Annotated in this window: 29 protein-coding genes; 12 read left to right on the forward strand and 17 right to left on the reverse strand. The window is 61.1% G+C overall.

Annotated elements, in window-relative coordinates; translation table 11 throughout:
- Positions 1–93: 93 nt before the first annotated feature.
- The 4 genes from BLX89_RS11895 to BLX89_RS11910 all read left to right on the forward strand — a co-directional run bounded on the left by BLX89_RS11895 (position 94) and on the right by BLX89_RS11910 (position 4,218).
- Positions 94–1,089, forward strand: a complete 996-nt coding sequence (locus BLX89_RS11895) for a substrate-binding domain-containing protein (RefSeq protein WP_425348610.1) — start codon at positions 94–96, stop codon at positions 1,087–1,089.
- A 64-nt stretch (positions 1,090–1,153) separates the two neighbouring features.
- The gene (locus BLX89_RS11900; protein ID WP_075291141.1) at positions 1,154–2,152 is read left to right on the forward strand and encodes an ABC transporter permease; all 999 of its coding nucleotides are present in this window, start codon (positions 1,154–1,156) and stop codon (positions 2,150–2,152) included.
- A gap of 10 nt (positions 2,153–2,162) precedes the next feature.
- Complete coding sequence (locus tag BLX89_RS11905) at positions 2,163–3,362, forward strand: alanine racemase (protein WP_075291142.1); 1,200 nt, start codon at positions 2,163–2,165, stop codon at positions 3,360–3,362.
- A gap of 112 nt (positions 3,363–3,474) precedes the next feature.
- The gene (locus BLX89_RS11910; RefSeq protein ID WP_075291143.1) at positions 3,475–4,218 is read left to right on the forward strand and encodes an ATP-binding cassette domain-containing protein; all 744 of its coding nucleotides are present in this window, start codon (positions 3,475–3,477) and stop codon (positions 4,216–4,218) included.
- Positions 4,219–4,288: 70 nt separating this feature from the next.
- Here BLX89_RS11910 and BLX89_RS11915 read toward each other — a convergent pair whose 3' ends face one another.
- The 12 genes from BLX89_RS11915 to BLX89_RS11965 all read right to left on the reverse strand — a co-directional run bounded on the left by BLX89_RS11915 (position 4,289) and on the right by BLX89_RS11965 (position 14,191).
- Entirely contained in the window at positions 4,289–5,641 is a 1,353-nt protein-coding gene (locus tag BLX89_RS11915; RefSeq protein ID WP_075291144.1) for a cytosine deaminase, read from the reverse strand.
- Positions 5,642–5,673: 32 nt separating this feature from the next.
- The gene (locus BLX89_RS11920) at positions 5,674–6,645 is read right to left on the reverse strand and encodes a LysR family transcriptional regulator (RefSeq protein WP_083637458.1); all 972 of its coding nucleotides are present in this window, start codon (positions 6,643–6,645) and stop codon (positions 5,674–5,676) included.
- A gap of 2 nt (positions 6,646–6,647) precedes the next feature.
- Positions 6,648–7,643 carry an isopenicillin N synthase family dioxygenase gene (locus BLX89_RS11925; protein WP_075291146.1) on the reverse strand — a complete coding sequence of 332 codons (996 nt, stop codon included), beginning with the start codon at positions 7,641–7,643 and terminating at the stop codon, positions 6,648–6,650.
- A 91-nt stretch (positions 7,644–7,734) separates the two neighbouring features.
- Positions 7,735–8,544: an ABC transporter permease gene (locus BLX89_RS11930; protein WP_075291147.1), complete on the reverse strand. Its 810-nt coding sequence runs from the start codon at positions 8,542–8,544 to the stop codon at positions 7,735–7,737.
- Positions 8,534–9,307, reverse strand: a complete 774-nt coding sequence (locus BLX89_RS11935; protein ID WP_075291148.1) for an ABC transporter ATP-binding protein — start codon at positions 9,305–9,307, stop codon at positions 8,534–8,536. Before BLX89_RS11935 ends, BLX89_RS11930 begins: the two co-directional genes overlap by 11 nt.
- Positions 9,308–9,312: 5 nt before the next feature.
- Positions 9,313–10,302, reverse strand: a complete 990-nt coding sequence (locus BLX89_RS11940; protein WP_075291149.1) for an ABC transporter substrate-binding protein — start codon at positions 10,300–10,302, stop codon at positions 9,313–9,315.
- 17 nt (positions 10,303–10,319) lie between these two features.
- Positions 10,320–10,523, reverse strand: coding sequence for a hypothetical protein (locus tag BLX89_RS24260; RefSeq protein WP_143523598.1), 204 nt, complete (start codon positions 10,521–10,523; stop codon positions 10,320–10,322).
- Between the two features lie 449 nt (positions 10,524–10,972).
- Complete coding sequence (locus BLX89_RS11950) at positions 10,973–11,560, reverse strand: SCO family protein (RefSeq protein WP_075291151.1); 588 nt, start codon at positions 11,558–11,560, stop codon at positions 10,973–10,975.
- Positions 11,557–12,039 (reverse strand): copper chaperone PCu(A)C, encoded by a 483-nt coding sequence (locus tag BLX89_RS11955; protein WP_075291152.1) that lies wholly within the window; start codon positions 12,037–12,039, stop codon positions 11,557–11,559. The genes BLX89_RS11950 and BLX89_RS11955 overlap by 4 nt, the downstream gene beginning before the upstream one ends.
- 40 nt (positions 12,040–12,079) lie before the next feature.
- Positions 12,080–13,492 carry a PepSY-associated TM helix domain-containing protein gene (locus BLX89_RS11960; RefSeq protein ID WP_075291153.1) on the reverse strand — a complete coding sequence of 471 codons (1,413 nt, stop codon included), beginning with the start codon at positions 13,490–13,492 and terminating at the stop codon, positions 12,080–12,082.
- Positions 13,476–13,625, reverse strand: a complete 150-nt coding sequence (locus BLX89_RS24650; protein WP_158025954.1) for a hypothetical protein — start codon at positions 13,623–13,625, stop codon at positions 13,476–13,478. Before BLX89_RS24650 ends, BLX89_RS11960 begins: the two co-directional genes overlap by 17 nt.
- 167 nt (positions 13,626–13,792) lie before the next feature.
- The gene (locus tag BLX89_RS11965; protein ID WP_075291154.1) at positions 13,793–14,191 is read right to left on the reverse strand and encodes a hypothetical protein; all 399 of its coding nucleotides are present in this window, start codon (positions 14,189–14,191) and stop codon (positions 13,793–13,795) included.
- Positions 14,192–14,547: 356 nt separating this feature from the next.
- Between BLX89_RS11965 and BLX89_RS11970 the strand changes: the two genes are divergently transcribed.
- From BLX89_RS11970 to BLX89_RS11985, 4 genes are all read left to right on the forward strand, one after another.
- Complete coding sequence (locus BLX89_RS11970; protein WP_075291155.1) at positions 14,548–15,459, forward strand: metal ABC transporter substrate-binding protein; 912 nt, start codon at positions 14,548–14,550, stop codon at positions 15,457–15,459.
- 70 nt (positions 15,460–15,529) lie between these two features.
- Positions 15,530–16,438, forward strand: coding sequence for a manganese/iron ABC transporter ATP-binding protein (locus tag BLX89_RS11975; RefSeq protein WP_075291156.1), 909 nt, complete (start codon positions 15,530–15,532; stop codon positions 16,436–16,438).
- Positions 16,435–17,292: a metal ABC transporter permease gene (locus BLX89_RS11980; protein ID WP_075291157.1), complete on the forward strand. Its 858-nt coding sequence runs from the start codon at positions 16,435–16,437 to the stop codon at positions 17,290–17,292. Before BLX89_RS11975 ends, BLX89_RS11980 begins: the two co-directional genes overlap by 4 nt.
- Positions 17,289–18,134, forward strand: a complete 846-nt coding sequence (locus BLX89_RS11985; RefSeq protein WP_075291158.1) for a metal ABC transporter permease — start codon at positions 17,289–17,291, stop codon at positions 18,132–18,134. Before BLX89_RS11980 ends, BLX89_RS11985 begins: the two co-directional genes overlap by 4 nt.
- A 16-nt stretch (positions 18,135–18,150) precedes the next feature.
- Here the strand turns inward: BLX89_RS11985 and BLX89_RS11990 are convergent, their stop codons facing one another.
- Both BLX89_RS11990 and BLX89_RS11995 read right to left on the reverse strand, forming a co-directional pair.
- Positions 18,151–18,591 carry a Fur family transcriptional regulator gene (locus tag BLX89_RS11990; RefSeq protein WP_075291517.1) on the reverse strand — a complete coding sequence of 147 codons (441 nt, stop codon included), beginning with the start codon at positions 18,589–18,591 and terminating at the stop codon, positions 18,151–18,153.
- Between the two features lie 169 nt (positions 18,592–18,760).
- Complete coding sequence (locus BLX89_RS11995) at positions 18,761–19,066, reverse strand: hypothetical protein (RefSeq protein ID WP_075291159.1); 306 nt, start codon at positions 19,064–19,066, stop codon at positions 18,761–18,763.
- A 298-nt stretch (positions 19,067–19,364) separates the two neighbouring features.
- Here BLX89_RS11995 and BLX89_RS12000 point away from each other — a divergent pair, with 298 nt between their 5' ends.
- From BLX89_RS12000 to ppk2, 4 genes are all read left to right on the forward strand, one after another.
- Complete coding sequence (locus tag BLX89_RS12000) at positions 19,365–19,712, forward strand: DUF3302 domain-containing protein (RefSeq protein ID WP_075291518.1); 348 nt, start codon at positions 19,365–19,367, stop codon at positions 19,710–19,712.
- Entirely contained in the window at positions 19,712–20,869 is a 1,158-nt protein-coding gene (locus BLX89_RS12005) for an HlyD family secretion protein (protein WP_075291160.1), read from the forward strand. The genes BLX89_RS12000 and BLX89_RS12005 overlap by 1 nt, the downstream gene beginning before the upstream one ends.
- A gap of 80 nt (positions 20,870–20,949) precedes the next feature.
- Positions 20,950–22,665: a SulP family inorganic anion transporter gene (locus tag BLX89_RS12010; RefSeq protein ID WP_075291161.1), complete on the forward strand. Its 1,716-nt coding sequence runs from the start codon at positions 20,950–20,952 to the stop codon at positions 22,663–22,665.
- 13 nt (positions 22,666–22,678) lie between these two features.
- The gene (ppk2, locus tag BLX89_RS12015; RefSeq protein ID WP_075291162.1) at positions 22,679–23,497 is read left to right on the forward strand and encodes a polyphosphate kinase 2; all 819 of its coding nucleotides are present in this window, start codon (positions 22,679–22,681) and stop codon (positions 23,495–23,497) included.
- Positions 23,498–23,584: 87 nt separating this feature from the next.
- Here the strand turns inward: ppk2 and BLX89_RS12020 are convergent, their stop codons facing one another.
- The 3 genes from BLX89_RS12020 to BLX89_RS12030 all read right to left on the reverse strand — a co-directional run bounded on the left by BLX89_RS12020 (position 23,585) and on the right by BLX89_RS12030 (position 25,805).
- Positions 23,585–24,709, reverse strand: a complete 1,125-nt coding sequence (locus BLX89_RS12020; protein WP_075291519.1) for an AI-2E family transporter — start codon at positions 24,707–24,709, stop codon at positions 23,585–23,587.
- A 188-nt stretch (positions 24,710–24,897) separates the two neighbouring features.
- Positions 24,898–25,365, reverse strand: coding sequence for a hypothetical protein (locus tag BLX89_RS12025; RefSeq protein WP_075291163.1), 468 nt, complete (start codon positions 25,363–25,365; stop codon positions 24,898–24,900).
- A gap of 230 nt (positions 25,366–25,595) precedes the next feature.
- The gene (locus BLX89_RS12030) at positions 25,596–25,805 is read right to left on the reverse strand and encodes a hypothetical protein (protein ID WP_075291164.1); all 210 of its coding nucleotides are present in this window, start codon (positions 25,803–25,805) and stop codon (positions 25,596–25,598) included.
- Positions 25,806–26,217: the final 412 nt, after the last annotated feature.

The raw sequence follows: 26,217 nt of genomic DNA on the forward strand, positions 1-26,217 counted from the left end.
AAAATCAAAAAAGAGGGAAACGAAACAATGTTTATGAGGAAATTTCTGAATGCCACTGTTCTTGCCGGTCTGCTTCTCTCGGGAGCGCCGGCAATGGCACAAACGGTTGGACCGGCAGGCGAGACCGCCACGCCGAGCGCCGATATCGCCCTGTCCGATGCCGATCTGGCCGCGTTGAAGGACAAGGGTTACAAGGCGGCCTTGCTCTGGCACACGTCGTCGGACTTCGTGAATGCCGTTTCGGCCGGCGCCAAGGATGAGTTTGCCCGCGCCGGTGTCGAGGTCGTGGTGCAGACGGATGCAGGCTTCGACGCCGCCCGTCAGCGCTCCGACATCGAAACGGCGCTGGCCGCCAAGCCGAACGTCATTCTCGCGCTGCCGCTCGATCCGGTGACGTCTGCGGAAGCCTTCCGCCAGGCGGTTTCGGATGGCGCGAAGCTGGTCTTCCTTTCGAACCTTCCCGCCGACTACAAGCACGGCACGGATTACGCCGCCATCGTCACCGACGACCTCTTCCAGATGGGTAAGCAGGCGGCGGATGCGCTGGCCAAGTCCATCGGCGGCAAGGGCAAGGTCGGCTGGATTTTCCATGATGCGACCTACTACGTGACGAACCAGCGCGACAACGCCTTCAAGACGACCATCGAGAAGGACTATCCGGACATCAAGATCGTCGCCGAGCAGGGCATTACCGATCCGGCCCGCGCCGAGGAACTGGCAAGCGCCATGCTGTTGCAGAATCCGGATCTCGACGGCATCTACGTCACCTGGGCGGAGCCGGCCGATGGGGTGCTGGCAGCGCTGCGCGCCTCCGGCAACACCAAGACGAAGATCGTCACGCTCGATCTTGCCGAACCTGTCGGTCTCGACATGGTCAAGGACGGCGCCGTCGTGGCACTCGTGGCCGACAAGGCCTATGAACTCGGCCGCGCGATGGCGGCAACGGGCCTCAAATCCCTGCTCGGCCAGCAGACGCCGCCCTTCATCGTTGCCCCGGCCCTGACGGTGACGAAGGATAACGTGGCGGACGGCTGGAAGCAGTCGCTTAATCGCGATGCGCCGCAGAGCATTCTCGACGCGCTGAAGTGAGGTTGAGCCGGGCGCGAGGTTTGGCCTTGCGCCCGGAACCCCGGTTCCTTTCAGGATAAGTGCCATGTCCCAATCCAAGCAAACGGCCAAGCAGACGGCCTCGCTGCTGCCGCAGCCGACTGTGCCGCTATTGAAACGCATCCATCTCCAGCAATACGTCGTCTATCTCGGCTTCCTGGCGATCTTCCTGTTCTTTGCCATCGTGCTCAAGGACAGCGGCTTCCTGACGGTGCGCAACCTTTCCAACATCGTCCTACAGACGGCCCCGGCGACGATCATGGCGATCGGGCTCGTCTTCGTCCTGTCGGCCGGCGAAATCGATCTTTCCATCGGCTCCATCGTGGCCGTGTCGGCGCTTGCTGCAGCGGTGACGTTGAACGCCTATGGCCTCGTTGCGGGTGTGGTCGTCGGGCTTGGGGCAGGGCTCCTGATCGGCTTTATCAACGGCGTGCTGGTCGCCTATGTCCGGCTGCCGTCCTTTCTGGTGACGCTTGCGACGATGGGGCTTTTTGCCGGCGTCGCCCGCTCGCTGACAGACCTGCGTTCCATTCCCGTCACCGATGCGGCTTTCACCGGCTTTTTCGGGTCGGGTTCCCTTCTCGGCATTCCCTCGCTCGTCTGGTGGACGGTCGCGGCGGTCATTATCGGTCATATCGTCTACCGCGAAACCCGGTTTGGCGCCCATGTGCTGGCGACCGGCGACAACGGACGCGCGGCAAGCGTCTCGGGGATAAGCGTACCGCGTATCCGGCTTGCGGTGCTCATGACGAGCGGCGGCCTCGCGGCCCTCGCCGGACTCCTCTATGCCGGCCGCCTGCAGGCCGCGAAATACACGCTCGGCGAGAGCGACTTGATGACGGTCATTGCCGCCGTGATTGTCGGCGGAACGCTGCTGAACGGCGGCAAGGGCTCGATTGTCGGCGCGCTCGTCGGCTCGCTGATGATGGGCATGCTCAACAATGGCCTGATCCTGATGGGCCTTTCCGTTTCCGACCAGATGATCGTTCGCGGTCTCATCATCCTTGCCGCGGTCGCCGTGTCGCTGCGCGAAAAAGTCCGCTGAGGAGGTATCCATGTTTCTCGACGTTCTGCGCCGGCGCAACCCGGCCTTTATCGAAGCCGCGATGGCGCTTCACCAGAAAGGGCTGATCCCGGCGAATGCCTATGTGCTCGATCTCGATGCCGTCGAGGCCAATGCGCGCGTGTTGAAGTCCGAGGCCGATCGGCATGGACTGAAAATTTTCGCCATGACCAAGCAGGTTGGCCGCGCCAGTTCATTCTGCGCCGCAGTCAAGCGCGGCGGGATCGACAAGGCCGTGGCCGTCGACATGGCCTGCGCGCGAGCAACCCACAATGCCGGTCTGAAAGTCGGCCATCTCGGTCATCTCCAGCAGGTCGCCCGTCATGAGGCTGCCGCCGCGGCAGCCCGTTTCCAGCCGGACTACTGGACCGTCTTCAACGACGAGAAAGCGGCAGAGGCCGGTGCGGGCGCAAAGGCTGCCGGTTATATTCAGAACCTGCTTGCCCGCATTCATGCCGAGGGCGATACCTTCTACCGCGGGCATGAAGGCGGATTTGCATCGGATGAGATCGCCGAGGTTGCCGATCGTCTCGATGCGATCGACGGCGGTCGTTTTGCCGGCATCACCACGTTCCCGGCCTTGCTGTTCGACCATGCAACACGCAAGGTCCTGCCCACACCCAATCTCTCGACGCTCTCCAGAGCCGCCGAGGCGCTGGCGAAAGTTGGCCGCAAGGATATCGAGGTGAATGCGCCCGGCACGACGTCATCGGTTCTGCTCGAGGCCCTTGCCGAGGCTGGCGCCACCCAGTGCGAGCCGGGCAACGGCCTGCATGGCACCACCGCCCTGCATGTGATGGAAGACCTGCCGGAGCTGCCGGCCGTGCTCTATCTGACGGAAGTTTCGCATCTTTCCGGCGGCAAGGCCTATTGCTTCGGTGGCGGTTTCTACATCGACCCGATCTTCCCGGAATACGATGTGAAGGCCATTGTCGGGCCCGAACCCACCACTGCCGCAAGCGCCCTGCGCAGCGTCGAGGTGCCGCCGCCATCTGCGATCGACTACTACGCGATGATCGACGCCAGCGGCGCGGCCGCACCGAAGCCCGGCGACACAGCCGTCTTCGCCTTCCGCGGACAGGCATTTGTCACCCGAGCCTATGTGGTCGGCGTCTCCGGCATTTCTTCCGGAAATCCCAAGGTCGAGAGCATAGAGAATGGCTTTGGCGACGCGGCGGCTTGGCCGGTCTAAAGCGTGTCGCGATCTTTCAGATTAGCTCGTCCGCTTTAGGTTTTTGTTTTTACGCATGTCTTTTCGCAAAACCGCGGCGCACTTTTGCGAGACATGCTTTAGGAGAGACACGATGAATGCACAGACATCAGAGCCGGTTCTCGTCCTCAAGGATATCCGCAAGACCTTCGATGCGGTGACCGCAATCGAGAATTTTTCGCTCGAGATCCATCCCGGCGAGATCGTTGCTCTCGTCGGCGACAACGGCGCCGGCAAATCGACGCTGATCAAGATCATCTCCGGGGTCTATGCTCCGAGTTCCGGCTCGATCACCATCGAGGGGGAGACGGTCTCGATGGCAAGCGCCAGCATGGCGCGCGCCCATGGCATCGAGGTTGTCTATCAGGATCTGGCGCTTGCCGACCAGCAGACCGTCTACATGAACATGTTTCTCGGCCGCGAGCCGCTCAACCGCTTCGGGCTGCTCGACCGACGCCTGATGATCTCCGAGACGGAAAAGCTGGTGAAGGAACTGGATGTTCGCATCCCGTCTGCCCATGCGACCATCCGCGATCTTTCCGGCGGGCAGCGCCAGGGCGTCGCGATCGCTCGCGCCACGCGCTGGGCGAAAAAGCTTATCCTGCTGGACGAGCCGACGGCAGCTCTCGGCGTTGCAGAGACCGCCAAGGTGGAAACGATCGTCCAGTCGCTGAAATCGCGCAATATCGGCGTGCTGATCATCAGCCATAGCCTCGATCAGGTCTTCAAGCTTTCGGATCGTATCTGCGTGCTGCGTCGCGGCAAGCAGATCGGCATCCGCAAGACTGCCGAAACCGACAAGAACGAGATCGTCTCGATGATCACTGGCGTTAATTGACCTTGGAGTAAAGGACCTACAAGGAGACCCGCGGAGCTCGCCGGTCCCCTTTCGTTTTGTGCGCGACTGTTCAGGCCGTCAGGAAATCCGCAAGCGTGCTGTAGGAGGGCAATGCCCTGTTGGCGAGCATACCCTTGCGGAGAATGACGCGATCGGCGTGTGGGCGGGAGATGACCTGATCGAGGCTCCACGCCTCCAGGATCATCAGGTCTGCCGGACGACCGACGCCGATCGTGCCGGCGTCGATACCCATGATGCCGGCCGGTGCCGGACCGGCAAGCGCTGGCGCATCCGCGTAAGGGTGGTCGAGATGCAGGATGCGCACCGCCTGCCGCCAGGTGTCCAGCATGTCGTGATCGCCATAGGCAAAGAACGGGTCGCGGCAATTGTCTCCGGCCGAAGCCACCGGAATACCGGCCGCTCGCAACTCCTGAACCGGTGTCACCCCACGCCAGCGCGGCGTGCGGCCTGCTTCACGATCCTGAAGATACATATTGACGGTTGGCAGCGTGATGAGCGAAAGGCCGGCATCGGCGATCAGCGCGATCGTATCTCGCAGTTCCCGCTCGCCCAGAAGGGCCAGCGAACAGCAGTGGCCGCAGGTGACGCGCCCCTCGTAGCCATGGCGGATGGCGGCGCGCGCCACATGCGGCAACGCATCGGCCTGAGCGGCCTCGTCCACATGCAGGTCGACCTCCAGTTCCCGCTCTTTCGCCAGAACGAACAATTGGTCGAGCAGCAGGTCGATATCGTCGAGGCCTGACCCATGCGTTCCCCCGGAAGCGCGGGTAACGCCGCCCAGCAGGCCGCCGTGGCCGGCGACGATATCAGCAAGACGCGCGCCATAATCGCCGCTATAGGCATCGAGCGGCACGAGGCCGGCGGCCTGCAAGACGATGCGGCCTTTCCAGCGTTCGCGCACCTTGGCAAAAGCGTTCCAGGTGATTTCCGCCTGTCCCTCATGGCTGTCGAGATGGGTGCGGATAGCCGCCACACCATGGGCGTCGGCCGTCGCAAGGCCGAATTCCATCCGCCGCAGAAGGTCCTCCGCATTCCAGTGGGCAAGACGATCTGCGGTCGTTGCAGCGCGTGCCCCCGGATGCGTGCCGCCGGAATCGGGCGCCCGTCCCATCGTGTGGCCCTTGTCGAGGTGGGCGTGCGCATCGATCAGCAGCGGCCAGACGTGGCGGCCGTCGAGCGCGACTGTATCGTCACCGCCATCGGCGAGCGCGGCGGTGATCGTCGCGATCCTGCCGTCCTCGATCAGGATATCGACAAGGGCCGAACCGTTCCGGTCCACCCTCGCATCATCGGGCACGTCATCGGTAAGCAAGGCAACCGGCACGCACGCCTTGGCAAGACGAATGCGCCCGGGTCTCGTCAGACGGGCGGCAAGGCGGGGAAACGGAGAAAGATCGTTCATGCTGGGTCTCTATCGGATGGTTTGCCGGGCGCTCAGCTCTCGTCGAGCGAAGCAAGCAGACGCTCCTGCGCGAAATGCAGGAAATGGCTGCCGGCGGGCGAAAGCGAGCCGCGGGCGCGGTGGAGGATATTCAGCCGTTGCAACGAGCCGGTTCCGGTCAACGGGATAAAGACCAGCTCACCGGACGCCATTTCTCGGTCGACATCGAGCCGGTTGAGGAAGGTTATGTGCGGGGTGGTCCGGGCGAGACGCTTCATCAGCTCCATCGAGTTGGTTTCGACAACCGGGACGAGGGTGGCGCGCGCCGGGGCTGTCGCCTCCACGACCTCGCGCAGAGACAGCGACCGGTCCGCCAGAACCAGCGGATAGAGCAGGCAATCCGACATGCGCACGGTCTTGCGGGTCGCCAGCGGATGTCCGGGAGCAACGACCGCTCCCAGCGCGTGGCGAAATTCGGCGGCGCGCTGCAGGCGGGTATCGTCCGGCAGATTGTAGGCGATGGCGAGATCGGCCTGGCCGAGCGCCACCATCTCCGCAACAGTGGTCCGGTCGCCGACCATGATCCGCAGGCTCACCTGCGGGTGTTTTTCGCGGTAGGCGGCGACAATCTCGGCGAGTCGGCCGGCGGCAAGCGTCGCCATGGTCGCAATCACCACCTCGCCGCGATTGAGCCCCTTGAGCGACTGTATCTGCGCACGCATGCGCTGGTGCGCCTGCAGGGTTTCGCGAATGTGCTGGATCAGGATTTCGCCGGAACTGGTCAGTTTCAATCCGCGCGGCAGGCGCTCGAAAATAGGCGCCTGCAGCTCCTCTTCCAGCTCCAGTATGTAGCGGTTTACCGCAGAGGCGGCGACATGCAATGTCTTTGCCGCCTTGCGGATGGAGCCCTGCCGGGCCACCTCGTCGATGTAGCGCAGCGCGCGTCCATGAAGCATGATTGGTCCGTTGCCTGACGGGAGTCGGATTGATTGTTCCACGATGTCATTGCAACGGACCATCTTCAACGTCACTTCTTGGCGAAATTGGCGTTGATGCGCCGCGTCAGGTATTCGCCGGCGGTGATGGCTTCATATTTGCCAAGCGGACCCTGCATGACGGCATCGCGGTTTGCCTGGCAGAAGAAGGGTAGGGACAGGCGGCGACCCATGTATTCGCCCTCGCGCGGCATGCGCACGCGGTGCAGGGTCGATTGCAGCTGGTCGTCCGACCAGCGCATCAGCATGTCGCCGATGTTGCAGGTGATGTAACCCTTGCGTGGCGGAACGTCGGTCCATTGCTTCAGTTCCGCATCCTTGCCTGGGCAAACCTGAAGCCCGCCTTCGCCTTCCTTCTGGTGAAGGATGGTCAGGCAATCGAAGTCCGAATGCGCACCGGCTCGCCAGGACTGGAAATCTTCCGGCTTGGCGTCTTCCATGGACATGTAGTGGATCAGCCGCAATGTCGACTGGTATTCTTCCGATGAAGGATCGTGGGCCTTCGTGAAGAAATCCTCGGCAAAACCCATCTTCAGCGCGAAGCAGGACAGGATGCGCATGCCCAGTTCCCAGTTCTGACGCTCGAAGCGGAGCATCTTTTCGCGGAAGCCCGGAAGATCCTCTTCGCTTGGCCAAAGATTGAGGCGGATCATGTCCGGCCGTGTAAGCTGGAAGCTTTCCTTGTTATCCGGCGTGCCGGTGGAGGGGCGAACCTGCGCCTTGAATTCCCAGCCGGCATTGATGCCCTTGGGCATGGGGGTCTTCGCCTTCACGTCGGCCGGCAGTTCGAAAAAGGTCCAGGCCGTATCGAAGGCTGCATCGATGTCTTCCTGGGAGATGCCGTGGTTGTAAACCTGGAAGAAGCCGATATCGACCGAAGCCTGCCAAAGCGCATCTGCGATTTCTTGCTTGCGGTTGTCGAAATCGGAGAGGTCGATAACCGGGATTTCCCGATCCACGGTCGTTCCCATGCCGCCGATCGTCGCCTCCTTGGCGAGTTCAGCAAGATTGTCTGGTTGCATGTTCATAGGCATTCTCCTTGGTAATGGCCGGCGGGCCGGCGGTTGAGGAGCAATGTCCGGGAAAGAAAGAGCCCGACTGCTTCTACTCCGGAGGGGATCAGTGGTTTTTCGGCAGGCTCCACGGGAACAGGAGCTTCTGCGCCCAAACCACAATCTGGAAGAGGAGGAGGGACATCGCCGCGAGCACAAAAAGCCCGGCCCAGGCCTGGGGCAGCTTAAACAGCGAGGTCGACAACTGGATGAAGTAACCGACGCCTGCCTCCGAGGCACAGAACTCCGCAACCACGGCGCCGATAACGGCGAGCGTGATGGAGATTTTCAGGGCCGAGAAGATGTAGGGCACGGCGAACGGCAGGCGGATCTGGGTGATTTCACGCAAGCCGGAAGCACGCAGGCTTCGTGACAACTCGATCAACTCCGGTGGCGTTGCCGCAAGCCCGGTGGCCGTCGAGACCACAAGCGGAAAGAACGTGATGAGGCAGGTAATGACGACACGCGGCGCATCGCCGGCACCCAGCACCACGATGATGATCGGAGCGATCGCCACGACCGGCGTCGACTGGACGACGACGAGCAACGGATAAAGCGTCCGCGATAGCAAAGGCGAACGCATCATCACGACGGCGAGCGGAATGGCAATGACGATCGACAGCGCGTAACCGAACAGCGCAACCCGCAACGTCGCGCCGATATGTCCTGCCCAACGCTCGAAGCCGATGGATGAGAAGGAACCGAGGATCGCGCTGGGCGGCGGCAGCAGATAGGTGGGGATCGAGAGAAGTCGCGCCGCGGCTTCCCATAACAGCACGGTGCCGATCAAGGCTATCGCAGTGGTGACGCCCGGCCAGGCAGTTACCCTTTTCAGCAGGGCAGGCTGCGTGCGGGACGCTTCGCTTTCACGCGGCATGACGGTTGAGGAGGAGATCGCGGAGATGGTCTGAGAGCTCATGGATCGCCTTGTCCTTTGCAGTTTCGGGGCCACGCGGACGCGTAACGGGAACGTTGACTTCGGTCAGAATGGAGCCGGGCCGGCCCGTCATCACCAGCACGCGGTCTGACAGAAGCGCTGCTTCGCTGACGGAATGGGTGATGAAGACGACGGTCTTCGGGCGCTCTGAAAAGATCCGCAGGAGATCGAAACCCATGACTTCGCGCGTCAGGGCATCCAGCGCGGAAAACGGTTCGTCCATCAGCAGGATATCCGGGTCCATCAGCAGTGCACGGGCGATGCCGACGCGCTGCTGCATGCCGCCGGACAGTTCGTCCGGCAGGCGTTTTTCGAATCCGGAAAGCCCGACCATATCAAGGAGTTCGCCCGCCCGCTGGCGTTCTTCCGCCGTCACCCGGCCGGTCTTGTGGCGGGCGGGAAACACGACATTGTCTTCGACGGTCGCCCAGGGAAGCAGCGTCGGCTTCTGGAAGACGATGCCGATGTCATCCCGCGGGGCCGTCACCGGCAGGCCGAAAACCTCCACCGAACCGGACGTCGGCGTCAAAAGGCCGGCGATCATGCGCAGCAGGGTCGATTTTCCGCAGCCCGAAGGGCCGAGGATCGAGACGAACTCGTGCCGGGCAACATCGAAACTGACGTCGCGCAGGGCTTCCGTGCGCCCGGACCGGGTCTCGAAAACCTGCCCTAGCCTGTCGAAGCGGAGTGCGGGCATCGCCATGGCGGTTACTCCGTTGCGGCGAACGTGCGGTTGACGATGGTTTCAGGATCGAGCTTGGCCGGATCGATATCCTGTGCCTCGGAAACACGGCGCCATGTTTCGGCGAGGCGGGCGGCTTCGAAGACGCCGAGTCCGTCCTTCTCCGTGACCTCGTTGAAGATCAGCGGCAGCGTATCCTTGAGCGACCCTTCGACATCTTCAGAGCCGAGTTCCGGCACGGTGGCGGTGACGGCCGCGGCGGCCTTCTGCGGATTTTCCTTCGCAAACTCGACGGATTTTCTGTAAGCCGCGACGAAGCGGGCGGCGACCTGGGGACGTTCGGCAAGAAACTTGTCGCTGGCAATCAGAGAGGCGGAATAGAGCTCTAGCCCGGCTGCGGACCAGGGCAGGGCGACGATCTCCTTGCCGGCTTCCTTGCCCTGATTGCTGTAGCGCGTCAGGTCCGTCATCCAGGCGATGATGCCGTCGGCATTGCCGGTCATCAGCATCGGGCCGAGCGCGCCCGGATCGGCCTTGATGAGCTTGATATCCGCCATGTCGATGCCGGCATCCTTGAGCACCAGCGGCAGATAGACGTTTGACGATGTGAAAGGCGACGTTGCGATCGTCTTGCCCTTGACGTCGGCTACACTTGTGATTGAACCGCCCTTGGCGACGTAGAAGGCGTGCGGTCCCTTGTTAAACAACGACATCACCGCGGTCACCTTCACGCCTTCATTGGCGCGGGCGGCCATCAGGGCGCCGATATCGGAAACACCGACGTCGGAGGATGCTGCGGCAAGGCGCGAGATGGCGTCCGTCGAGCCGCGACCGGAAGCGATCTCCACTTCAAGCCCGGCCTGCGAACAGAAACCTTCCTGGATGCAGACATAGATCGGCGCCTTGTCGCCGCCCGGCAGCCAGTCGAGCTGAAAGATCACCTTGTCGGCTGCGGAGGCGGCGCCGGCGGAAAGGGTGGCGGCGAAAGCATAGAGGGCAAGCTTGTTGCGGGACATGGATCGACCTTTCGCAATTAGTGTTCGGTTTTTGAGGACGGATAGAGATCGGTGACTCGCTTCGGGTCGAAGCCATCGGTGATGAGCCTGGCAATTGCGCAGTCACGCTTTTCAGGTCGCTTGCTGCCCAGGCATGCAAAGCAACGATGCGCGCTAAGTTGATCAACGCCTGCGTCGTTCTCGGCGGATTTCGGGGCGAAATAACCGGTTCTTCCCTGCATCTGTGCATCTCCTCGACAGATTTACCCGTCGAGCAATGTCCAGAACCGTGGCTCAGACCGCTTCTACTCGCAGGTCATTTGTGTCACGAACATCCGGCATTCTGCAAGAATTTTAACGCTTCCAGCCTTGTGCTGAAAAAATGGGCGAAATCATCACGGCTGAAGCCGAAGCCGTGCGGAGCCTTTAAACGGGCTTTGAAATCAAAGAGGAAATTTCCCCTTGGTCTGGTGGAGAGCGGGTGAAGAAATAATCGTTCTAATATTTAGGACGCTCGGCTCGTAATTTTCTTGTCACGGCTTCAGCGTTCATCAGTGGTGTTCGGCGCAATTTTGTTGCGGTCGACCTGCCACCGCCCGCATCCGGCATGTGTGGTGGCGCTGCAGCGACGAACGTGAAGATACGGAAATTTGGGCGGCAGGGGACGGCTCTCCCTGTCCCCTGACAATGTCTAAAGAAGCGTGCTGCGTATTTTTTCGAGGGCTTCTTCCTGGGTCGCGCCGTAAGGCAGCAGGCCCTTCAGTCGTCCGTCAGCTCCGACGAGAAGCAGCGAGGTGGTGTGGCTCATATGATAGTCGCCATCCTCGCTCGGCAGTTTTGCCGCGTGGATCATCCAGCCGTCGATAACTTTCTTCATCTCTTCCGGGTTGCCGGTGACGCCGGTGATCCGGTCGGTGAAGGCCGTGACGTAGCCGTGCATCACCTCCGGGGTGTCGCGTTCGGGATCGATGGTGAAGAAATAGGTCTTCAACGATGCGCCATCCGCGCCCAGGGCCTTCAGGTAACCGGCGACCTCGAAGAGCGTCGTCGGGCAGACTTCCGGGCAATGGGTATAGCCGAAATAGACCAGCGAGGGACGACCATTGAAGAGCGACTGATCGACGGGCTCTCCCCGGTCATTGACAAGGGAGAAGGCCGTATCGAATCGTCCCGGCCGACGGGAATCGGCCGAGACCCAGGCGAGCACGCCGGAAAGGATCACGATGAAGGCGGCCGTCAGTCCGGCCGCCGCCAGGGCGAAGGGATTGCGCAGGATCATTGCGCGTGGTCCGTATGGGTTGCTGCAGCGCCGGCGGGAGGGCCAACCGCAAGTTCGACGTCGACAGAGCCTGCCTTCTCGAAAGTGAGCGTGGCCTTGATCGTCTCGCCTTCCTTGAAGGGCCGCGAGACGTTCATGAACATCAGGTGGAAGCCGCCGGGTTTCAGTTCGACGGTCGTGTTGGCGGGCAGGTCGACGCCTTGCTTCAGTTCGCGCATCACCATGATGCCGCCGTCCATCTTCATTTCGTGAAGCTGGACGGTGCCGGCGCGATCCGTGGTAACGCCGATGAGGCGATCATCCGCCCCATTGTTGGTGAGCTTGAGGTAACCTCCCCCCACCTTAGCGCCCGGCAACATGGCGCGGGCATAGGGATGACCGATTTCAATCTCGCCGATCTTGAACTCGTGCGCCACGGCGAGGTTCGGCAGAATGAGGCTAAGGAGAACAAGAGCGATCTTCAGAAGACTGTGTTTCATGGGTTTTTCCAGTTTCATTTCGGTGAAGGCGTAAGCAGTTCTAGCTCAAGGCGCGCTTGAGCGGCTTCACATGCCGAATGACGAGCATATCGAGCGCGAGCACCGCAACAAGCACGATGCCGGTCAGCGGGAACAACAGCGCCACGGCGAGCATGATGAAGGCCGCGGTTTTCCAGAGGCCCATCTTTTCCGGCAAGGCCGGAGCGACGAGGCGGTTGGCGCCCGACGGACGCCGCTTCCACCACATCACAAAGCCGCTTGCCGACAGGAACACGATGGACAGGCAGAAACCGGTGTTGAGCACGAGGTTCCACAGGCCGATATCGCCCTCATGGAACGCGATGCCGACGGCCATAGCCTTCCCGGCGGGGCCGTAGTCGCCAAAGCCGACATCGACAAGAACCTTTCCGGTATACTGATCGATATGAACCGTGCGGTCGGACATCGGGTTGTCGCTGTCATTGCTCATCGTGTCGCGGGCGATAGTCCAGACACCATCCGCCCCGTTCGGGTAGGAGAGCTGAAAGCGGCCGTCGAAGCCGATGGAACGGGCAAGCGCGACGATGCTGTCCACGGTAACCGCTTCGCCTTCCATCACGCCGTGATGGCCGGCATGGGAACCGGAGGCGGGCATCGGCGTCTGCTCGAGCGTCCATGGCACCTGTTTGACGCCATCATGGTTCATGCTGGCATGGGTGGCATCCGAGAGGGGAACGTTGTCCCATTTGGCTGCCGGGAATGTGCTCCAGGCCTGTGTCATGCGCTCACCCCAGATACCGGCCCAGGTGAGGCCCGAGATCAGGAAGGCCAGCAGGATAATGGCGGAATAAATGCCGACGGTCTGGTGCAGCGATTTCCAGACCTGACGCCCGCGGCCCGAAAGCTGCGGAACGAGCGAGCGTACGAGGCCGCGGCCATCGCGTGGCCACCAGAGATAGACACCGGTGACGATGAGCATGACGGCGAAGCCGGCGGCGATTTCGATCAACCGGTCGCCGACTGTGCCGATCAGCAGCGTACCGTGGATATCGTTGGCGAGATCGTACAGCGCGTTCTGGCGTTCCCAAGAACCGAGAACGGTGCCCCGGTAAGGATCGACGGCGACCATGGTCGATTGCTCGCCGGTCTTGATGCTGAACACCGCGGGTTGCTGCGGGGTGCGCGGAGCGATGTACTGGACGAGCGAGCCGCTGGGCACGGTCGCGAGCGCCGCATCCGCCAGCCTGGAAACCGCGATCGTCTGGCTTGCCGGTTTGACGGCGTAGTATTTTTCACCGTCGCGACCCACGATCGCCGACGACCACAGCATCATAAGCCCGGTGATGGCGAGCATGATCAGGAACGGTGCGACATAGAGTCCGGCATAGAAATGCCAGCGCCAGGCGGTGATGTAGAAGGCGCGCGACATGGGTTTGTCGCTTGGCGCTGACGGCATTTCAGCGGTGATTGTCATTGGTATCCCCTTGAGATGGATAGAAGTGGCGGCCTTCTTGAGGCGCCCAAATTGGTGCGGTTTCGGCGGCAGGCATTTCGGTTGCCGGCCGTTTGCGAAGGTTGGTGATGATGTCGGGACGGTCGAAGGCCATCGACTGCGCCTACGAGAAACGCATTTTCACAAGGTTATCGACGGCAGGGGCGGGTGACACGGCACCCGAAACGGTTCTGTAGGCATGACATACGATCCGGCACGGCGCAGGTCCGCTCATGCGGCCGGCGCGACTGAAAAATGCCGTCGCAAAGATGCGGCGGCGGCTCAGGCTGTCAGGCTGGAAGGGGGGCCACGCGGAGCGGTGTTCGGCGGGAAAAGCTGGCGATAAAAGGCTTCGCTGCGCGGCAGAACGACGCGATCGATGTCGTGGAGGACCGGCTCGCCGCCGATATCGGCGGGTACGGGAAGCAGCACCGACGCGGAAAGGCGGCAGGCTTCGCACCCCGACCCCTGATCATGGCTGCCATGGTGGGTCTTGCCGTCTTCGGAAGGAAGGCAGAGCGTCGCCATGCTGCCATCCGGCAGGATGTATTGCGCCAGTTCGGCGGCGGGGATAGGGCCTGCGACAGCGGGCGGCTTGTGCGCCAGGCCGACAAACAACAGCGCCAGCACGCACAGAATGCGCACCGCCCATTGCTCGGCAAGACCCAACCGCTTGATCATCAAACCCCTCATGTCTCCGGTGAGACGCGCGGACCATAATGGAAGATCGAGTTGCGCTCAATGCGGCAATGTGGCCGAGAGTGTCGAAAGCTGTGCTGACTAACCGTGGCTTCCGACTGCGGCACCCTTTTTTCTGTCGCCAGAAACCCGTTGCCTGTGGTGAGTGAAGCTCGCCTTCTTGAAGGCGCTTTCACCTGAAAACCGTTGTTTTCCGGGTTTCATGCAAATCCTTGTTGCAAATCATTCTTAATTGCAAAATAGTATGTGCATCGTCCGACCGTCTTGGCGGGCAGACGATGCTGAAGTGATCTGCTGATCGACATGCAACTCGGTCGAATAACAGGATGGAGAGCCGTATGATGGGTAGGGTGAGGGTGTCAGTTCTGGCCGGATGGATCGCAGCGCTGGCGGCTCTTGTCGCGGTTGCCCCGGCCGCCGCTGCGGAGAAGTTCAAGGCGGTGACGACCTTCACGGTGATCGCCGATATCGCCCGGAACGTTGCCGGAGAGGCGGCCGTCGTGGAATCGATCACCAAGCCGGGGGCGGAAATCCACAATTACCAGCCTACCCCGGGCGATATCCAGCGGGCACAGGGTGCCCAAATCGTTCTGTGGAACGGGCTCAATCTAGAGTTGTGGTTCGAAAAATTCTTCCACAATCTCCGTGACGTGCCCAGCGTGGTCGTTTCGGCCGGTGTCGAGCCGATGAGCATCGGCGAGGGCCCCTACGAGGGCAAGCCCAATCCCCATGCCTGGATGTCCCCGACGGCGGCCCTCATGTATGTCGACAACATCCGCGATGCCTTCGTCAAATACGATCCGGCCAATGCGGAAACCTACAAGGCCAATGCCGAGGCCTATAAGCAAAAGATCACAGCGGTCATCGAGCCGATCAAGGCAGAGCTTGCAACTGTGCCGGAAAACCGGCGCTGGCTGGTATCGAGCGAGGGAGCGTTCTCCTATCTTGCCCGCGATTTCGGACTGAAGGAGCTTTATCTGTGGCCGATCAACGCCGATCAGCAGGGCAGCCCCCGGCAGATACGCAAGGTTATCGATGCGGTGCGTGAGAACGCAATCGGCGTCGTCTTTTCCGAAAGCACGATTTCGTCTGCGCCGGCAGAGCAGGTCGCCCGCGAGACCGGGGCGCGTTACGGCGGGGTTCTCTATGTCGATTCGCTCAGCGAGGCGGATGGTCCGGTGCCGACCTATATCGACTTGCTTCGGGTGACCTCCGAGACGATCGCCAAGGGCCTTGCTGCGCCGTCATGATGGGGCATGCGCAAAAGCAAGGCTCCGTCTTGCCCCGGTTGGCCCTGAAAACGTTGAAAAAGGATATCGCATGACTGTGCAGCCCGGCCCGCGGATAGAGGCCGTTTCCGGTTCCGAAGGCGCTGGAATTTTCGTGGACGGGGCAACCGTCACCTATCGCAATGGCCTGACGGCGCTCAAGGACGCGAGTTTTCAGATCCCGAAAGGCACGATCGCCGCCCTCGTCGGCGTCAACGGCTCGGGAAAATCCACGCTGTTCAAGGCGATCATGGGTTTTGTGCACCTCGCAAAGGGTGAGATCCGTGTCCTCGGCCTGCCCGTCCGGGAAGCCCTGCGGAAGAACCTCGTTGCCTATGTGCCTCAAGCTGAAGAGGTGGACTGGAACTTTCCCGTTCTGGTCGAGGACGTGGTGATGATGGGCCGCTATGGCCATATGGGCATGCTGCGCCTGCCGAGAGCCGCAGACAGGGAAGCGGTGTCCGCAGCCCTTGCCCGGGTCGATATGAGTGAATTCCGCACGCGGCAGATCGGCGAGCTTTCCGGCGGCCAGAAGAAGCGTGTCTTTCTGGCCCGCGCCCTTGCCCAGGACAGCAAGGTGATCCTGCTCGACGAGCCGTTTACGGGCGTCGATGTGAAAACCGAAGACCAGATCATCAGGCTCCTGCGCGAACTGCGTCAGGAAGGGCGCGTCATGCTGGTCTCCACCCACAATCTGGGTTCCGTGCCGGAGTTCTGCGATCGCACGATCCTGGTCAAGGGAACGGTGCTGGCTTACGGCCCGACGGAAGAGACCTTTACGCAGCTCAATCTGGAACGGGCCTTTGGCGGCGTCCTGCGCCATTTCGTCCTGAACGAACCGCAACCCGGCAAGTCGAGCTCTTTCGGCGTCATCACGGATGACGAGCGGCCGCTGGTCTTCCAGGGCGGCAAAGTGGCCATCCGCCATGCGGACGATGTGGAGGAAGGGGCGGAGCGATGAGTGTTCTTCTGGAGCCTTTCGCCTACAATTACATGCTGAACGCCATGTGGGTGTCGGCTCTCGTCGGCGGCGTCTGCGCGTTTCTTTCCTGTTACCTCATGCTGAAGGGCTGGTCGCTGATTGGAGATGCGCTCTCCCACTCGATCGTGCCGGGCGTTGCAGGCGCCTATATGCTTGGCCTGCCGTTTTCCATCGGGGCGTTTTTTTCCGGCGGGCTCGCGGCGATCGCCATGCTGTTTCTCAACCAGCGGACCAAGCTGAAGGAAGACGCAATCATCGGCCTGATCTTCTCGGCATTCTTCGGACTCGGGCTGTTCATGGTCTCGATCTCGCCGACCTCGGTCAATATCCAGACCATCGTGCTGGGAAATATCCTGGCGATCACGCCCGGCGATACGTTGCAGCTTGCCATCATCGGCTTCGTGTCGCTGGCGATCCTGCTCGCCAAGTGGAAGGATCTGATGGTCGTGTTTTTCGACGAGAGCCATGCCCGCTCCGTCGGGCTTAATCCGACAGCGCTCAAGATCATGTTCTTCACCCTGCTGTCGGCCTCGACGGTCGCAGCCCTCCAGACGGTAGGCGCCTTTCTCGTCATCTGCATGGTTGTGACGCCGGGTGCCACGGCCTATCTTCTGACGGATCGTTTTCCCCGTCTGCTCGTCATCGCCACTCTTATCGGCTCCGTCACAAGCTTTGTCGGGGCATATGCGAGTTATTTTCTGGATGGCGCCACGGGCGGCATCATCGTGGTTCTGCAGACTTCGGTGTTTCTCGCCGCGTTCGTCTTTGCGCCGAAACACGGAATGCTGGCTGCCCACAAGCGCGCGGCACAGGCACTGGAGGCCGGCCAATGACCATTGTCGAGGTTCTCCTCACGCCCTTCCAGTTCGAGTTCATGGTCAACGCGCTCGTGATCTCGGTCGCGGTCGCCATTCCCATGGCACTGCTCTCCTGCTTCATGGTGCTGAAGGGCTGGTCTCTGATGGGCGACGCCATCAGCCACGCGGTGTTCCCGGGCGTGGTGATCGCCTATATCGTCGGTTTTCCCTACGCCATCGGCGCCTTCGTCGCCGGCATGTTCTGCGCCGTCGCAACCGGCTTCGTGAAGGATAACAGCCGCATCAAGCAGGATACCGTCATGGGCGTGGTTTTTTCGGGCATGTTCGGCCTCGGGCTGGTCCTCTATGTCAAGATCCAGTCGGACGTGCATCTCGATCACATCCTGTTCGGCGACATGCTGGGCGTCACCTCCTGGGATATCGCCCAGGCAGGCGCGATTGCGGCGCTGACGGCACTCGTCATTTCGCTCAAATGGAAGGATTTTCTCCTGCATGCGTTTGATCCCGTTCAGGCGCAGGTCGTCGGCCTCCGGGTGGGATTGCTGCATTACGGTCTTCTTGGGCTGATCTCGCTGACGATCGTCGGTGCGCTTCAGGCGGTCGGCCTCATTCTGGCGATTGCCATGCTGATCGCGCCGGGGGCGATTGCCTTCCTGCTCAGTCGCAAGTTCAGTTCTATGCTGATGCTTTCCCTCATTATCGCCGTCGGCGGCTCGTTCTTCGGCGTCTATCTGTCTTTCTTCATCGACAGCGCGCCGGCGCCAACCATCGTCCTGCTGCTGTCGATCATCTTCGTGCTGGCCTTTGCCTACACCACGCGCAAGGCGGCGAAGGTGGAGGCGAACGATACCGCTTGAAGCATCGATCGCGGCGCTATGCGCCTCGCTTGCGTCTGGCGCCGCGTTTTAGCGGGCGGACGTAGATTTCCAGCCTGTGGCTGACGATTTCGAAGCCGTATGTACGAGCGATTTCTTCCTGCAGCCGTTCGATTTCATCCGAGCGGAATTCGATCACGTCGCCGGTATCGACATTGATGAGATGGTCGTGATGCTCCTGCTCGGCGCTTTCGAAGCGTGCGCGGCCGTCGCTGAAGACATGCTTCTGCAATATGCCCTTGTCCCGCAACAGGCTGAGCGTCCTGTAAACGGTCGCGATGGCGATGCCTGGGTTGATCGCGGTCACGCGCCGATGCAGCTCTACCGCATCCGGATGATCGGTCGCCTCCGAAAGCACATCGAGGATGATGCGCCGGGGGCCGGTCATTCTAAGGCCATGCTTGCGGCAGAGTTCGGCGAGGTCGTGGTTGGATTGCATCAGTTCAGTCTCGGTCAGCAACGGGCGCTTCGATGGAGCCCGATCTCGCTCGTAGCATCTCGCTTGGTGGGAGGCGATGGCAAAATGCAGCGGGGAGCGATATGACGTCGCGTTGACGACAGGCCCGGAGTTAGTTGGCGCCCGGAGATAGTTGGCGCCTGCGCCGATCCTACTGCAGCCTGCCGGGCTTGTTGATGAACGGCAGAACCTTGACCTGACTCAATACGCGCTCGATCTCGACTGCGAGCCCATCCACAAGTTCGGTGAATTCGCGGCGACGGTCGTTGCGGATTTCGACAGGAAACTGATCGACGGAAAGCAGGGCCTGCTCGACGCAGGCGAGGTCGTCGCACATCGTTCGAAAGTTTTCGTTTCGCTCTATCAAGGTGCGTATCTGAGCCGCGTGGGTCGGAAATCGGCGAAGCGCCACCGCCAGGCCTTCATCCCGCTGATCGAAGCCGCTCCCGTCGCGCATGGCCACCTCCGCTTGGACGGCACATCCATTGATAACCGATAGAAGACTACCGGGTATCGCGCTTCGCTTGACGTAACATACTTGAGACTACGCGCGTGCAGCGGGCTTTGGCGCGATAGCCGTGTTACAGTCCCGCCGATCCTGTGTTTCAGACCGACACATTCGCCTGTCCGGTTCGATAGAGGCTACGCGATGCTACAGGTTCGGCTGCCCGAAACACGCTAACATCAAGCCCAGTCAATGCGTCGAGGAAGGCCGAACCGAATGGAAATCGGCTTCCTTTAGCGGAGGGTTGATCGTGTTTCTGGACTATTTTGCCCTGGGTGTCCTGTTCTTCGTGGTGATCACGCTTTTCTATGGCGTTATCGCGATCCACGACATCCCGCACCTCATCGCCAAATCGCGCAATCATCCCCATCAGGACGCCATTCACATTGCCGGGTGGGTGAGCCTGTTCACCCTGCACGCGATCTGGCCGTTCCTGTTCATCTGGGCGACGCTCTATCGCGAGGATCGCGGCTGGGGCATCCGGCAGGACGGAAAATTGCAATCCGAAGCGGAAGCCAACGCCGAGGTGGCAGTTCTGCAGGCAAGGGTCCTTGAACTCGAAGAGCAACTGAAACTGCGCGCAGGGGAGACCGCCTGATGGACCTGCTTCTTATCCTCACCTATGCGGCCCTGTGTATCGCCATCTTCAAGATATTCCGCATTCCAGTGAACCAGTGGACCGTCTCCACGGCGGCGCTTGGCGGCGTCTTCCTGATCGCGACGCTGTTGCTGCTGATGAGCTACAACCACCCGTATTCGAGCGACGGGCGTATCTATTTCACATCGGCTCCGGTTATTCCGGCTGTTGGCGGTCTTGTGGTCGAGGTGCCGGTCGAACCGAACGTGCCGCTGAAGAAGGGTGAAGTCCTTTTCCGGATCGATCCACGGCCCTACCAGTATTCCGTCGATCAGAAGAAGGCACAACTGGCGGAAGCCGAGCAGAGCGTCCTTCAGCTCAAGGCGGTCCTTGATGCTGCAGAGGCTGCCGCAGAAGGCGCAATAGCCAGCCGTGATCGTTCCCGGCAAAGCTATGAGCGTTATGCGGAAATCTTTGAAAATTCGCAGGCGAAAGGTATAGGGACGGCGGTCTCGGAGCTCGAAGTCGAAAACCGGCGCGGTCTCTACCTGACGGCGGTTGCCACGGCGGCGACGGCGGAAGCTCAAGCGAGACAGGCCCGCCTTGCCTATGAATCGCAGATCAACGGCGTAAACCCCGCCGTTGCCCGCCTCCAGGCAGAATTGCGCAGTGCCGAGTTCGATCTTGACCAGACGATGGTTCGTGCGCCGACCGACGGCTACGTCACCCAGGTCTTCCTGCGGCCGGGCATGATGGCAAATCCGTTGCCGCTGCGCCCCGTCATGGTGTTCATCAACAGCGAAGACCGCATGCTGGCTGCGGCGTTCATCCAGAATTCGCTTCAGCGCGTCACCGTCGGGGATGAGGCGGAAGTTTCCTTCAAGGCGGTGCCGGGAAAAATCTTCAAGGCCAAGGTGGCCAGCATCATCGATGTCATGGCCCAGGGCCAGCTGCAGCCGACCGGCGCCTTGATCGACCCTCAAGCGCCGGAACGCTCGCAGCCTGGCCAGACCCTCGCACGCATCGAAATTCTGGAGGATACGAGCGCCTATCAGCTTCCGGGCGGCGTTGTGGCGGATGTCGCGGTCTATACGCATCACTGGCACCACGTCGCGGTGATGCGCCGGATCCTTTTGCGCATGAGTGCCTGGATGAATTTCGTGTTCCTGGAGCACTGATATGAAAAGCCGACAATCCGCCCGCGGATTGCGCTGCCGCGATGGCGAGGCCGCCATCGCCGTCTTGATCGGCTGCTGACATGCGCAACGGTATACCTCTGCCACTTTTCGCAGGATGGTCGGGCTACCGGCCCGACTGGGTGCGGACTGATCTGTCGGCAGGGCTTTCGATTGCGGCGGTCGGTCTTCCAAGCGCGATCGCCTATCCCGCCATTGCCGGGCTGCCGCCGGAAACAGGAATTTACGCGAGTATCGTTGCCGCGCTTGCCTATGCCGTCTTCGGCGTGTCCCACCGGCTTACCGTTGGGCCTGATGCCGCGACGATGACGGTGATTGCCGCGGCCATCACCACGATCGCTGCGGCGATGCCGGCGGGCACCGCTTCCGACCGAGTGGCGATCGCGGCGCTGCTGGCGGTCGGAGTTGGCGTCATCTGCATCTGTGCCAGTCTCCTGCGGCTTGGGGTGCTCGCCAATTTCCTGTCTCGGCCGATTCTCGTCGGGTTCTTCGCGGGAATTTCGGTCTCGATCCTGATCGGCCAATTGGGGCGGATGACCGGGATAAAAATCGAGGCCGACGGGCTTTTTGCGCCATTGGTCGAGCTTGCCAGCAAGCTTGGCTCGCTGCACATGCCGACCTTGCTGCTGACGGCTTGCATGTTTGCGATCCTTGTTCTCTCCAGGACTTTCCGTTCGCCTGTGCCGGGACCGGTGATCGTCGTGGTTTCGGCCGTGGTGCTGTCTGCACTCCTGGATTTTCAGGCTATGGGCATCGCTGTCGTCGGTGAAATCCCGCGCGGGCTTCCCGTCTTCCGTCTGCCGTCCCTGAGCGGCGTATCGCTCGAACACCTGTTTTTCGGGTCGGCTGCGATTTTTCTCGTCAGTTTCGGTTCCGGAATCGTCACGGCGCGCAGTTTCGGAGCGCGTACCGGCGATCCCGTCGATGCGAACCGTGAGCTTCTCGGTCTTGGCAGCGCACAGATCGCGGCCGGGCTGTTCGGGTCGTTCCCGATCGGCTTTTCGGATTCGCGCACCGCGATCAACCTCTCCGTCGGTGGCCGGTCCCAGTTCGCAAGCGTCGTGTCCGCCGCCGCACTGATGGCGACGTTGCTTTTTCTCAACGATGCCCTGCGCATTCTCCCCGTTGCCGCGCTCGCCGCGATCCTGGTTTCCGCGGCGCTGAGCCTGATCGATATCAGCGAGCTTCGCACGATATGGCGCATCAACCCGATCGAATTCGCCTTTGCTCTGATCGCTATGTGGGGCGCGATCAGCTTCGGCGTGCTGAACGGCGTGATCGTGGCGATTGCCGCCACGCTCGTTTATCTGCTGCATGGCATGATGTTCCCGCGCGATGCATTCCTCGGGCGGCTGGAAGGGCGAGACGGCTTTTACAAGATGCACCGCTTTGCCGAGGCGCGGGCGATACCCGGCCACGTCGTGTGGGTTCTTCAGGGCAGCCTGCTGTTCTTCAACGCCGATTATGTTCAGGCTCGGCTAAAGACGATCGTGGCAGGCCTGCCCGCCGGAACCCGCTGGTTCGTGATCGATGCGAGCGCCATTACCCAGATCGACAGCACTGCCGCCGGTGTGATCGAGGATATCCGCGTGGAACTGGAAAATCGCGGTGTCCAGCTCTGCTTCGCCGAGGTGCACGCCGACGCCAGGGCGTTGCTCGAGAGGGCCGGGCTGATCGAGCGGATCGGCCTTTCGCACATTTTCGAAGATCTCGACGATGCGCTTGAGGCGTTTCGCGCCGGTTCCATCGCCGAGGGGCAGTCGCAGAATTCACATTGAGGAGGGACCCAGCATGAGCAAGAAGAGTGAAAAGGCCGAGGCTTCCGTTCCGGAGGAGAAGGGTAAACTGCGTGACTACGACAAGCAGATGGAGAAGCTCACGGTTGAACTTGCGCATCTGCAGGCATGGGTGAAGAAGAGCGGCGCCCGCATCGTCATCATTTTCGAGGGGCGTGACGCAGCTGGCAAGGGCGGCATCATCAAGCGGATCACCGAGCGGGTCAGCCCCCGGGTTTTCCGCGTGGCGGCCCTGCCGGCGCCGAGCGATCGCGAGAAGAGCCAGATGTACATGCAGCGCTATATCGCGCATCTGCCGGCCGGCGGGGAGATCGTGATCTTCGATCGCAGCTGGTACAACCGGGCCGGTGTCGATCGCGTCATGGGCTTCTGCAGCGAGAAAAAGGCCCGCAGGTTCCTGGAACTCGCGCCACGTTTCGAGGCCGCTATCGTCGAGAGCGGAACCATCCTGCTGAAATATTTCCTGACGGTGAGCGAGGAGGAGCAGGAGCGCCGCTTCCGCCGTCGCATCGATGATCCGGTCCGCCAGTGGAAACTGAGCCCGATGGATGTCGAATCCTATCAGAAGTGGTGGGATTATTCTCACGCCTATGACGAAATGCTGCGCATGACCGACAGCGAGCATGCTCCCTGGTGGATCGTGCCGTCCGACGACAAGAAGCGGGCGCGCATCAACTGCATCTCGCACCTCCTGCAATCCATTCCCTACGAACGGGTGAAGTTCGACCCGCCGGACCTCGGCAAACGGCAGAAACGCCCGAGCGATTACGTTGAGGACACAAGTCCGCGCCGGACCGTTCCGGATATCGCCTGATAGAAACGGAAAAACCGTGCATCGCGGTCGCGCTGTGCGGTTCCGTCATCCACATGCATTTCAAATCCGGGAGAATATCCGGGTGTGTCAGAGCGGACTTTCCGTGCGGGCAGCCGGCAGGCTGGATGCGTTGACGGGTACCCGGACCCAGGCCACCAGCAGATCGTAAAAAACGCTGAGGACGATCGGCCCGAGAAAGAGGCCGATCAGCCCATAGGCGATGGTACCGCCGATAACGCCCATGAAAATAACCAGCATGGGCGTCGACAACCCGCGGGAAACGAGGACCGGCTTCATGATGTTGTCGATGATCGCAACGGGTACGAGCAGCAGTGTCAGCGGAAGGGCGAAACTGAAATCCTGTGTCGCCCAGGCCCAGATCACCACGGGAAGCAGCACCAGCGCAGGGCCGATCTGGATGATGCAAAGGATCAGGATGACAAAGGTCAGGCCACCTGAAGCGGGGATGGCAAAGCCATGCAGAACCAGACCCGCAAGAAGCGTCTGAATGAGCGCGACGCCGATGACGCCGGTGGCGACGTTGCGCACCGTTGCCCCGGAAAGGCGTACGAAACCGATACCCCTTTCACCGGCGACCCGTTCGGCGAAACGGTTCACGCCTTTCGCAAGCCTTGGACCATGCGCGAACAGGAAGCCTGCAATGACGATCGAGGTGATGAAGCCGAGCAGACCGAGCCCGACCATCGCGCTTTTCCCGAGAATGTACCGCCCTGCCTGAAGGAGCGTCGGCTGAAGGTGTTCAAGGGTTTCCGCAAGATTGGTCGCGGCAAGGTTCCAGGCCGAATAGATGCGTTCTCCGACCAAAGGCCACTGGCGAACGGTTTCGGACGGTGCGGGAAAGTGCAGCGCATCGCTGGAGAGTTTTGAGATCAGCCACTGCGTTGCTTCGACAAAGTTGAGCGCGATCGCCGTAATTGGCCCGATGACGATGCCGAGCCCGAGAAGGGTGATGATGAAGGCGGAGAGACGCCGGCGACCGCCCAGCAAGGCGGTCAGCCTTTCGTAGAAAGGATAGAGCGCTACCGTCAGAATAGCAGCCCAGATCACGATGAGGATGAAAGGCGCCACCAGCGTGTAGGACCAATAGACGAATAGGACCACGATGCCGAGGCGTACGAAATCGGTGATGCGGGTCTCGATCGTCAGGTGCCCATTGGCCGTTTCGGCAGTGGAGAGCGGCGTGTCATCCATGGCATCCTCATCCGGCGGCAGTTGCATGACACGTCTTAAACGTACCGCGATCTTTCGGATTTGCTCGTACGCTTCAGGTCTTTATTTTTGCGCATGTCTTTTCGGAAACCGCTGCACACCTTTGCCCCTCGCCGATAAGCGAAGGGGAGCCGGCAGTCGCCGTATCTGACTGGGTCGACGCTGTGCGATCAGGAAACCGGCGGCTCCCAGTTCAGGTAAAAGCCGATGTCGCCCGGTACCCCGCCGGGGAAGTTGATCACCATGGCTTTCAGGCGATAGCCTTGCGGTTGGGCCACTTCCTTGAAGCGATCGTAAAGTTCCTTGGCCTTGCCTTGCAGGGTCTGAGGCCAATCCGGATCGGCACTGTTGATTGCGCGGCCGCTGTCTGTGCAGAAGTCCGACGGGAAGCTGTAGACCAGCGCCTCCATCTTTCCGTCTTTTACGGCACGCGAAACCACGTTGCGGATAACGGCCCGTTCCTGCTCGCCGACATGGTGGTGGAAGAAATCATCGGCGAACTTGTCGAGTTCTTCGCGCTTGCGGTCGCGCAGCTTGTCCTGACGTTCCATTTCCGCAAGCTGCTTCTCCAGAATCTGCCTGCGCAAGTCATCCGCGCTTGGAACGGGGGCGTTTGGATCGAGGGTGTTCTGCGACATGACAGCTGCTCCGGTTTCGTGGATGGCTCACACTAGGCCGCAGGCTACAGGGTCTGAAGTAAAATACGGGAACATCCGTAGTATGTTGCAATCGATATGGATGACGCGGACGCGTGGTTTTCGCAAACGTTGCCGTCGCCATGATGCTGCTACCCAGCCTCGTGGGAACCGCATCCTGTGACTTTCAAATCTCGGCAAGGGATGCGGTGTTTCAGCGACGATGAGGCGCTCTAATGGGTACACTGAAGCGGGGCGGCCTCGAAAGGGCGAAGTGAGAAAGGGCGCCCGGTGACGGTCGTCGCATCGAGCACATCGAGAAGCGAGAACACCCGCTGGCGCCCGTTATGAACTGCAAAGACGCTCTCGCAATCGATTTTCACCACATCGGCAACGATGATCACATCTTCGTCGCCATCGGCGATCTCGAACACGACACGCATTCCTACAATCCTTTCGGCCTTCCAGCCGGTTTTCTATAGTCGAATCTGGCGGAGGGTATGCCCCTGTATGCTCTCGATACGACACGGCCGAATACCCGATCCCGCGATGCTGCTTCGATCATGGCATTGCGGCCGTTTTACGGGATGGAACCGTACGGGATAAACCTTGCGCTTGTTTGGTGTGTTCAAGGTAAAATTTTAGGGGTCTGGCTTTCATTCACGAGCCGGCAGCCCCGTCGAACGTGGTGTGAGTGGGGAAGCCAGCAGTGGTGGGGAGGATAACGGTGGTTCTGACCCGCCACCGATCGTGCTGCTGCAGTTGACGACGGTGTGCTGGCAGGAAAAGCAGACGCCCCTTAAATGGGTCGTCTCCAGCAAAAACGGCGCCCGTCGAGGGGCGCCGTTTTTTTTG

This window comes from Pararhizobium arenae (assembly GCF_001931685.1).
Taxonomy (GTDB): Bacteria; Pseudomonadota; Alphaproteobacteria; order Rhizobiales; family Rhizobiaceae; genus Pararhizobium; species Pararhizobium arenae.

What these genes read in the sequence shown, in the direction of transcription:
- BLX89_RS11895 (WP_425348610.1), top strand. Translation starts at nt 94, where the DNA reads ATGGCACAAACGGTTGGACCGGCAGGCGAGACCGCCACGCCGAGCGCC.
- BLX89_RS11900 (WP_075291141.1), top strand. Translation starts at nt 1,154, where the DNA reads ATGTCCCAATCCAAGCAAACGGCCAAGCAGACGGCCTCGCTGCTGCCG.
- BLX89_RS11905 (WP_075291142.1), top strand. Translation starts at nt 2,163, where the DNA reads ATGTTTCTCGACGTTCTGCGCCGGCGCAACCCGGCCTTTATCGAAGCC.
- BLX89_RS11910 (WP_075291143.1), top strand. Translation starts at nt 3,475, where the DNA reads ATGAATGCACAGACATCAGAGCCGGTTCTCGTCCTCAAGGATATCCGC.
- BLX89_RS11915 (WP_075291144.1), bottom strand. Translation starts at nt 5,641, where the DNA reads ATGAACGATCTTTCTCCGTTTCCCCGCCTTGCCGCCCGTCTGACGAGA.
- BLX89_RS11925 (WP_075291146.1), bottom strand. Translation starts at nt 7,643, where the DNA reads ATGAACATGCAACCAGACAATCTTGCTGAACTCGCCAAGGAGGCGACG.
- BLX89_RS11930 (WP_075291147.1), bottom strand. Translation starts at nt 8,544, where the DNA reads ATGCCGCGTGAAAGCGAAGCGTCCCGCACGCAGCCTGCCCTGCTGAAA.
- BLX89_RS11935 (WP_075291148.1), bottom strand. Translation starts at nt 9,307, where the DNA reads ATGGCGATGCCCGCACTCCGCTTCGACAGGCTAGGGCAGGTTTTCGAG.
- BLX89_RS11940 (WP_075291149.1), bottom strand. Translation starts at nt 10,302, where the DNA reads ATGTCCCGCAACAAGCTTGCCCTCTATGCTTTCGCCGCCACCCTTTCC.
- BLX89_RS24260 (WP_143523598.1), bottom strand. Translation starts at nt 10,523, where the DNA reads ATGCAGGGAAGAACCGGTTATTTCGCCCCGAAATCCGCCGAGAACGAC.
- BLX89_RS11950 (WP_075291151.1), bottom strand. Translation starts at nt 11,560, where the DNA reads ATGATCCTGCGCAATCCCTTCGCCCTGGCGGCGGCCGGACTGACGGCC.
- BLX89_RS11955 (WP_075291152.1), bottom strand. Translation starts at nt 12,039, where the DNA reads ATGAAACACAGTCTTCTGAAGATCGCTCTTGTTCTCCTTAGCCTCATT.
- BLX89_RS11960 (WP_075291153.1), bottom strand. Translation starts at nt 13,492, where the DNA reads ATGACAATCACCGCTGAAATGCCGTCAGCGCCAAGCGACAAACCCATG.
- BLX89_RS24650 (WP_158025954.1), bottom strand. Translation starts at nt 13,625, where the DNA reads ATGGCCTTCGACCGTCCCGACATCATCACCAACCTTCGCAAACGGCCG.
- BLX89_RS11965 (WP_075291154.1), bottom strand. Translation starts at nt 14,191, where the DNA reads ATGATCAAGCGGTTGGGTCTTGCCGAGCAATGGGCGGTGCGCATTCTG.
- BLX89_RS11970 (WP_075291155.1), top strand. Translation starts at nt 14,548, where the DNA reads ATGATGGGTAGGGTGAGGGTGTCAGTTCTGGCCGGATGGATCGCAGCG.
- BLX89_RS11975 (WP_075291156.1), top strand. Translation starts at nt 15,530, where the DNA reads ATGACTGTGCAGCCCGGCCCGCGGATAGAGGCCGTTTCCGGTTCCGAA.
- BLX89_RS11980 (WP_075291157.1), top strand. Translation starts at nt 16,435, where the DNA reads ATGAGTGTTCTTCTGGAGCCTTTCGCCTACAATTACATGCTGAACGCC.
- BLX89_RS11985 (WP_075291158.1), top strand. Translation starts at nt 17,289, where the DNA reads ATGACCATTGTCGAGGTTCTCCTCACGCCCTTCCAGTTCGAGTTCATG.
- BLX89_RS11990 (WP_075291517.1), bottom strand. Translation starts at nt 18,591, where the DNA reads ATGCAATCCAACCACGACCTCGCCGAACTCTGCCGCAAGCATGGCCTT.
- BLX89_RS11995 (WP_075291159.1), bottom strand. Translation starts at nt 19,066, where the DNA reads ATGCGCGACGGGAGCGGCTTCGATCAGCGGGATGAAGGCCTGGCGGTG.
- BLX89_RS12005 (WP_075291160.1), top strand. Translation starts at nt 19,712, where the DNA reads ATGGACCTGCTTCTTATCCTCACCTATGCGGCCCTGTGTATCGCCATC.
- BLX89_RS12010 (WP_075291161.1), top strand. Translation starts at nt 20,950, where the DNA reads ATGCGCAACGGTATACCTCTGCCACTTTTCGCAGGATGGTCGGGCTAC.
- ppk2 (WP_075291162.1), top strand. Translation starts at nt 22,679, where the DNA reads ATGAGCAAGAAGAGTGAAAAGGCCGAGGCTTCCGTTCCGGAGGAGAAG.
- BLX89_RS12020 (WP_075291519.1), bottom strand. Translation starts at nt 24,709, where the DNA reads ATGGATGACACGCCGCTCTCCACTGCCGAAACGGCCAATGGGCACCTG.
- BLX89_RS12025 (WP_075291163.1), bottom strand. Translation starts at nt 25,365, where the DNA reads ATGTCGCAGAACACCCTCGATCCAAACGCCCCCGTTCCAAGCGCGGAT.
- BLX89_RS12030 (WP_075291164.1), bottom strand. Translation starts at nt 25,805, where the DNA reads ATGCGTGTCGTGTTCGAGATCGCCGATGGCGACGAAGATGTGATCATC.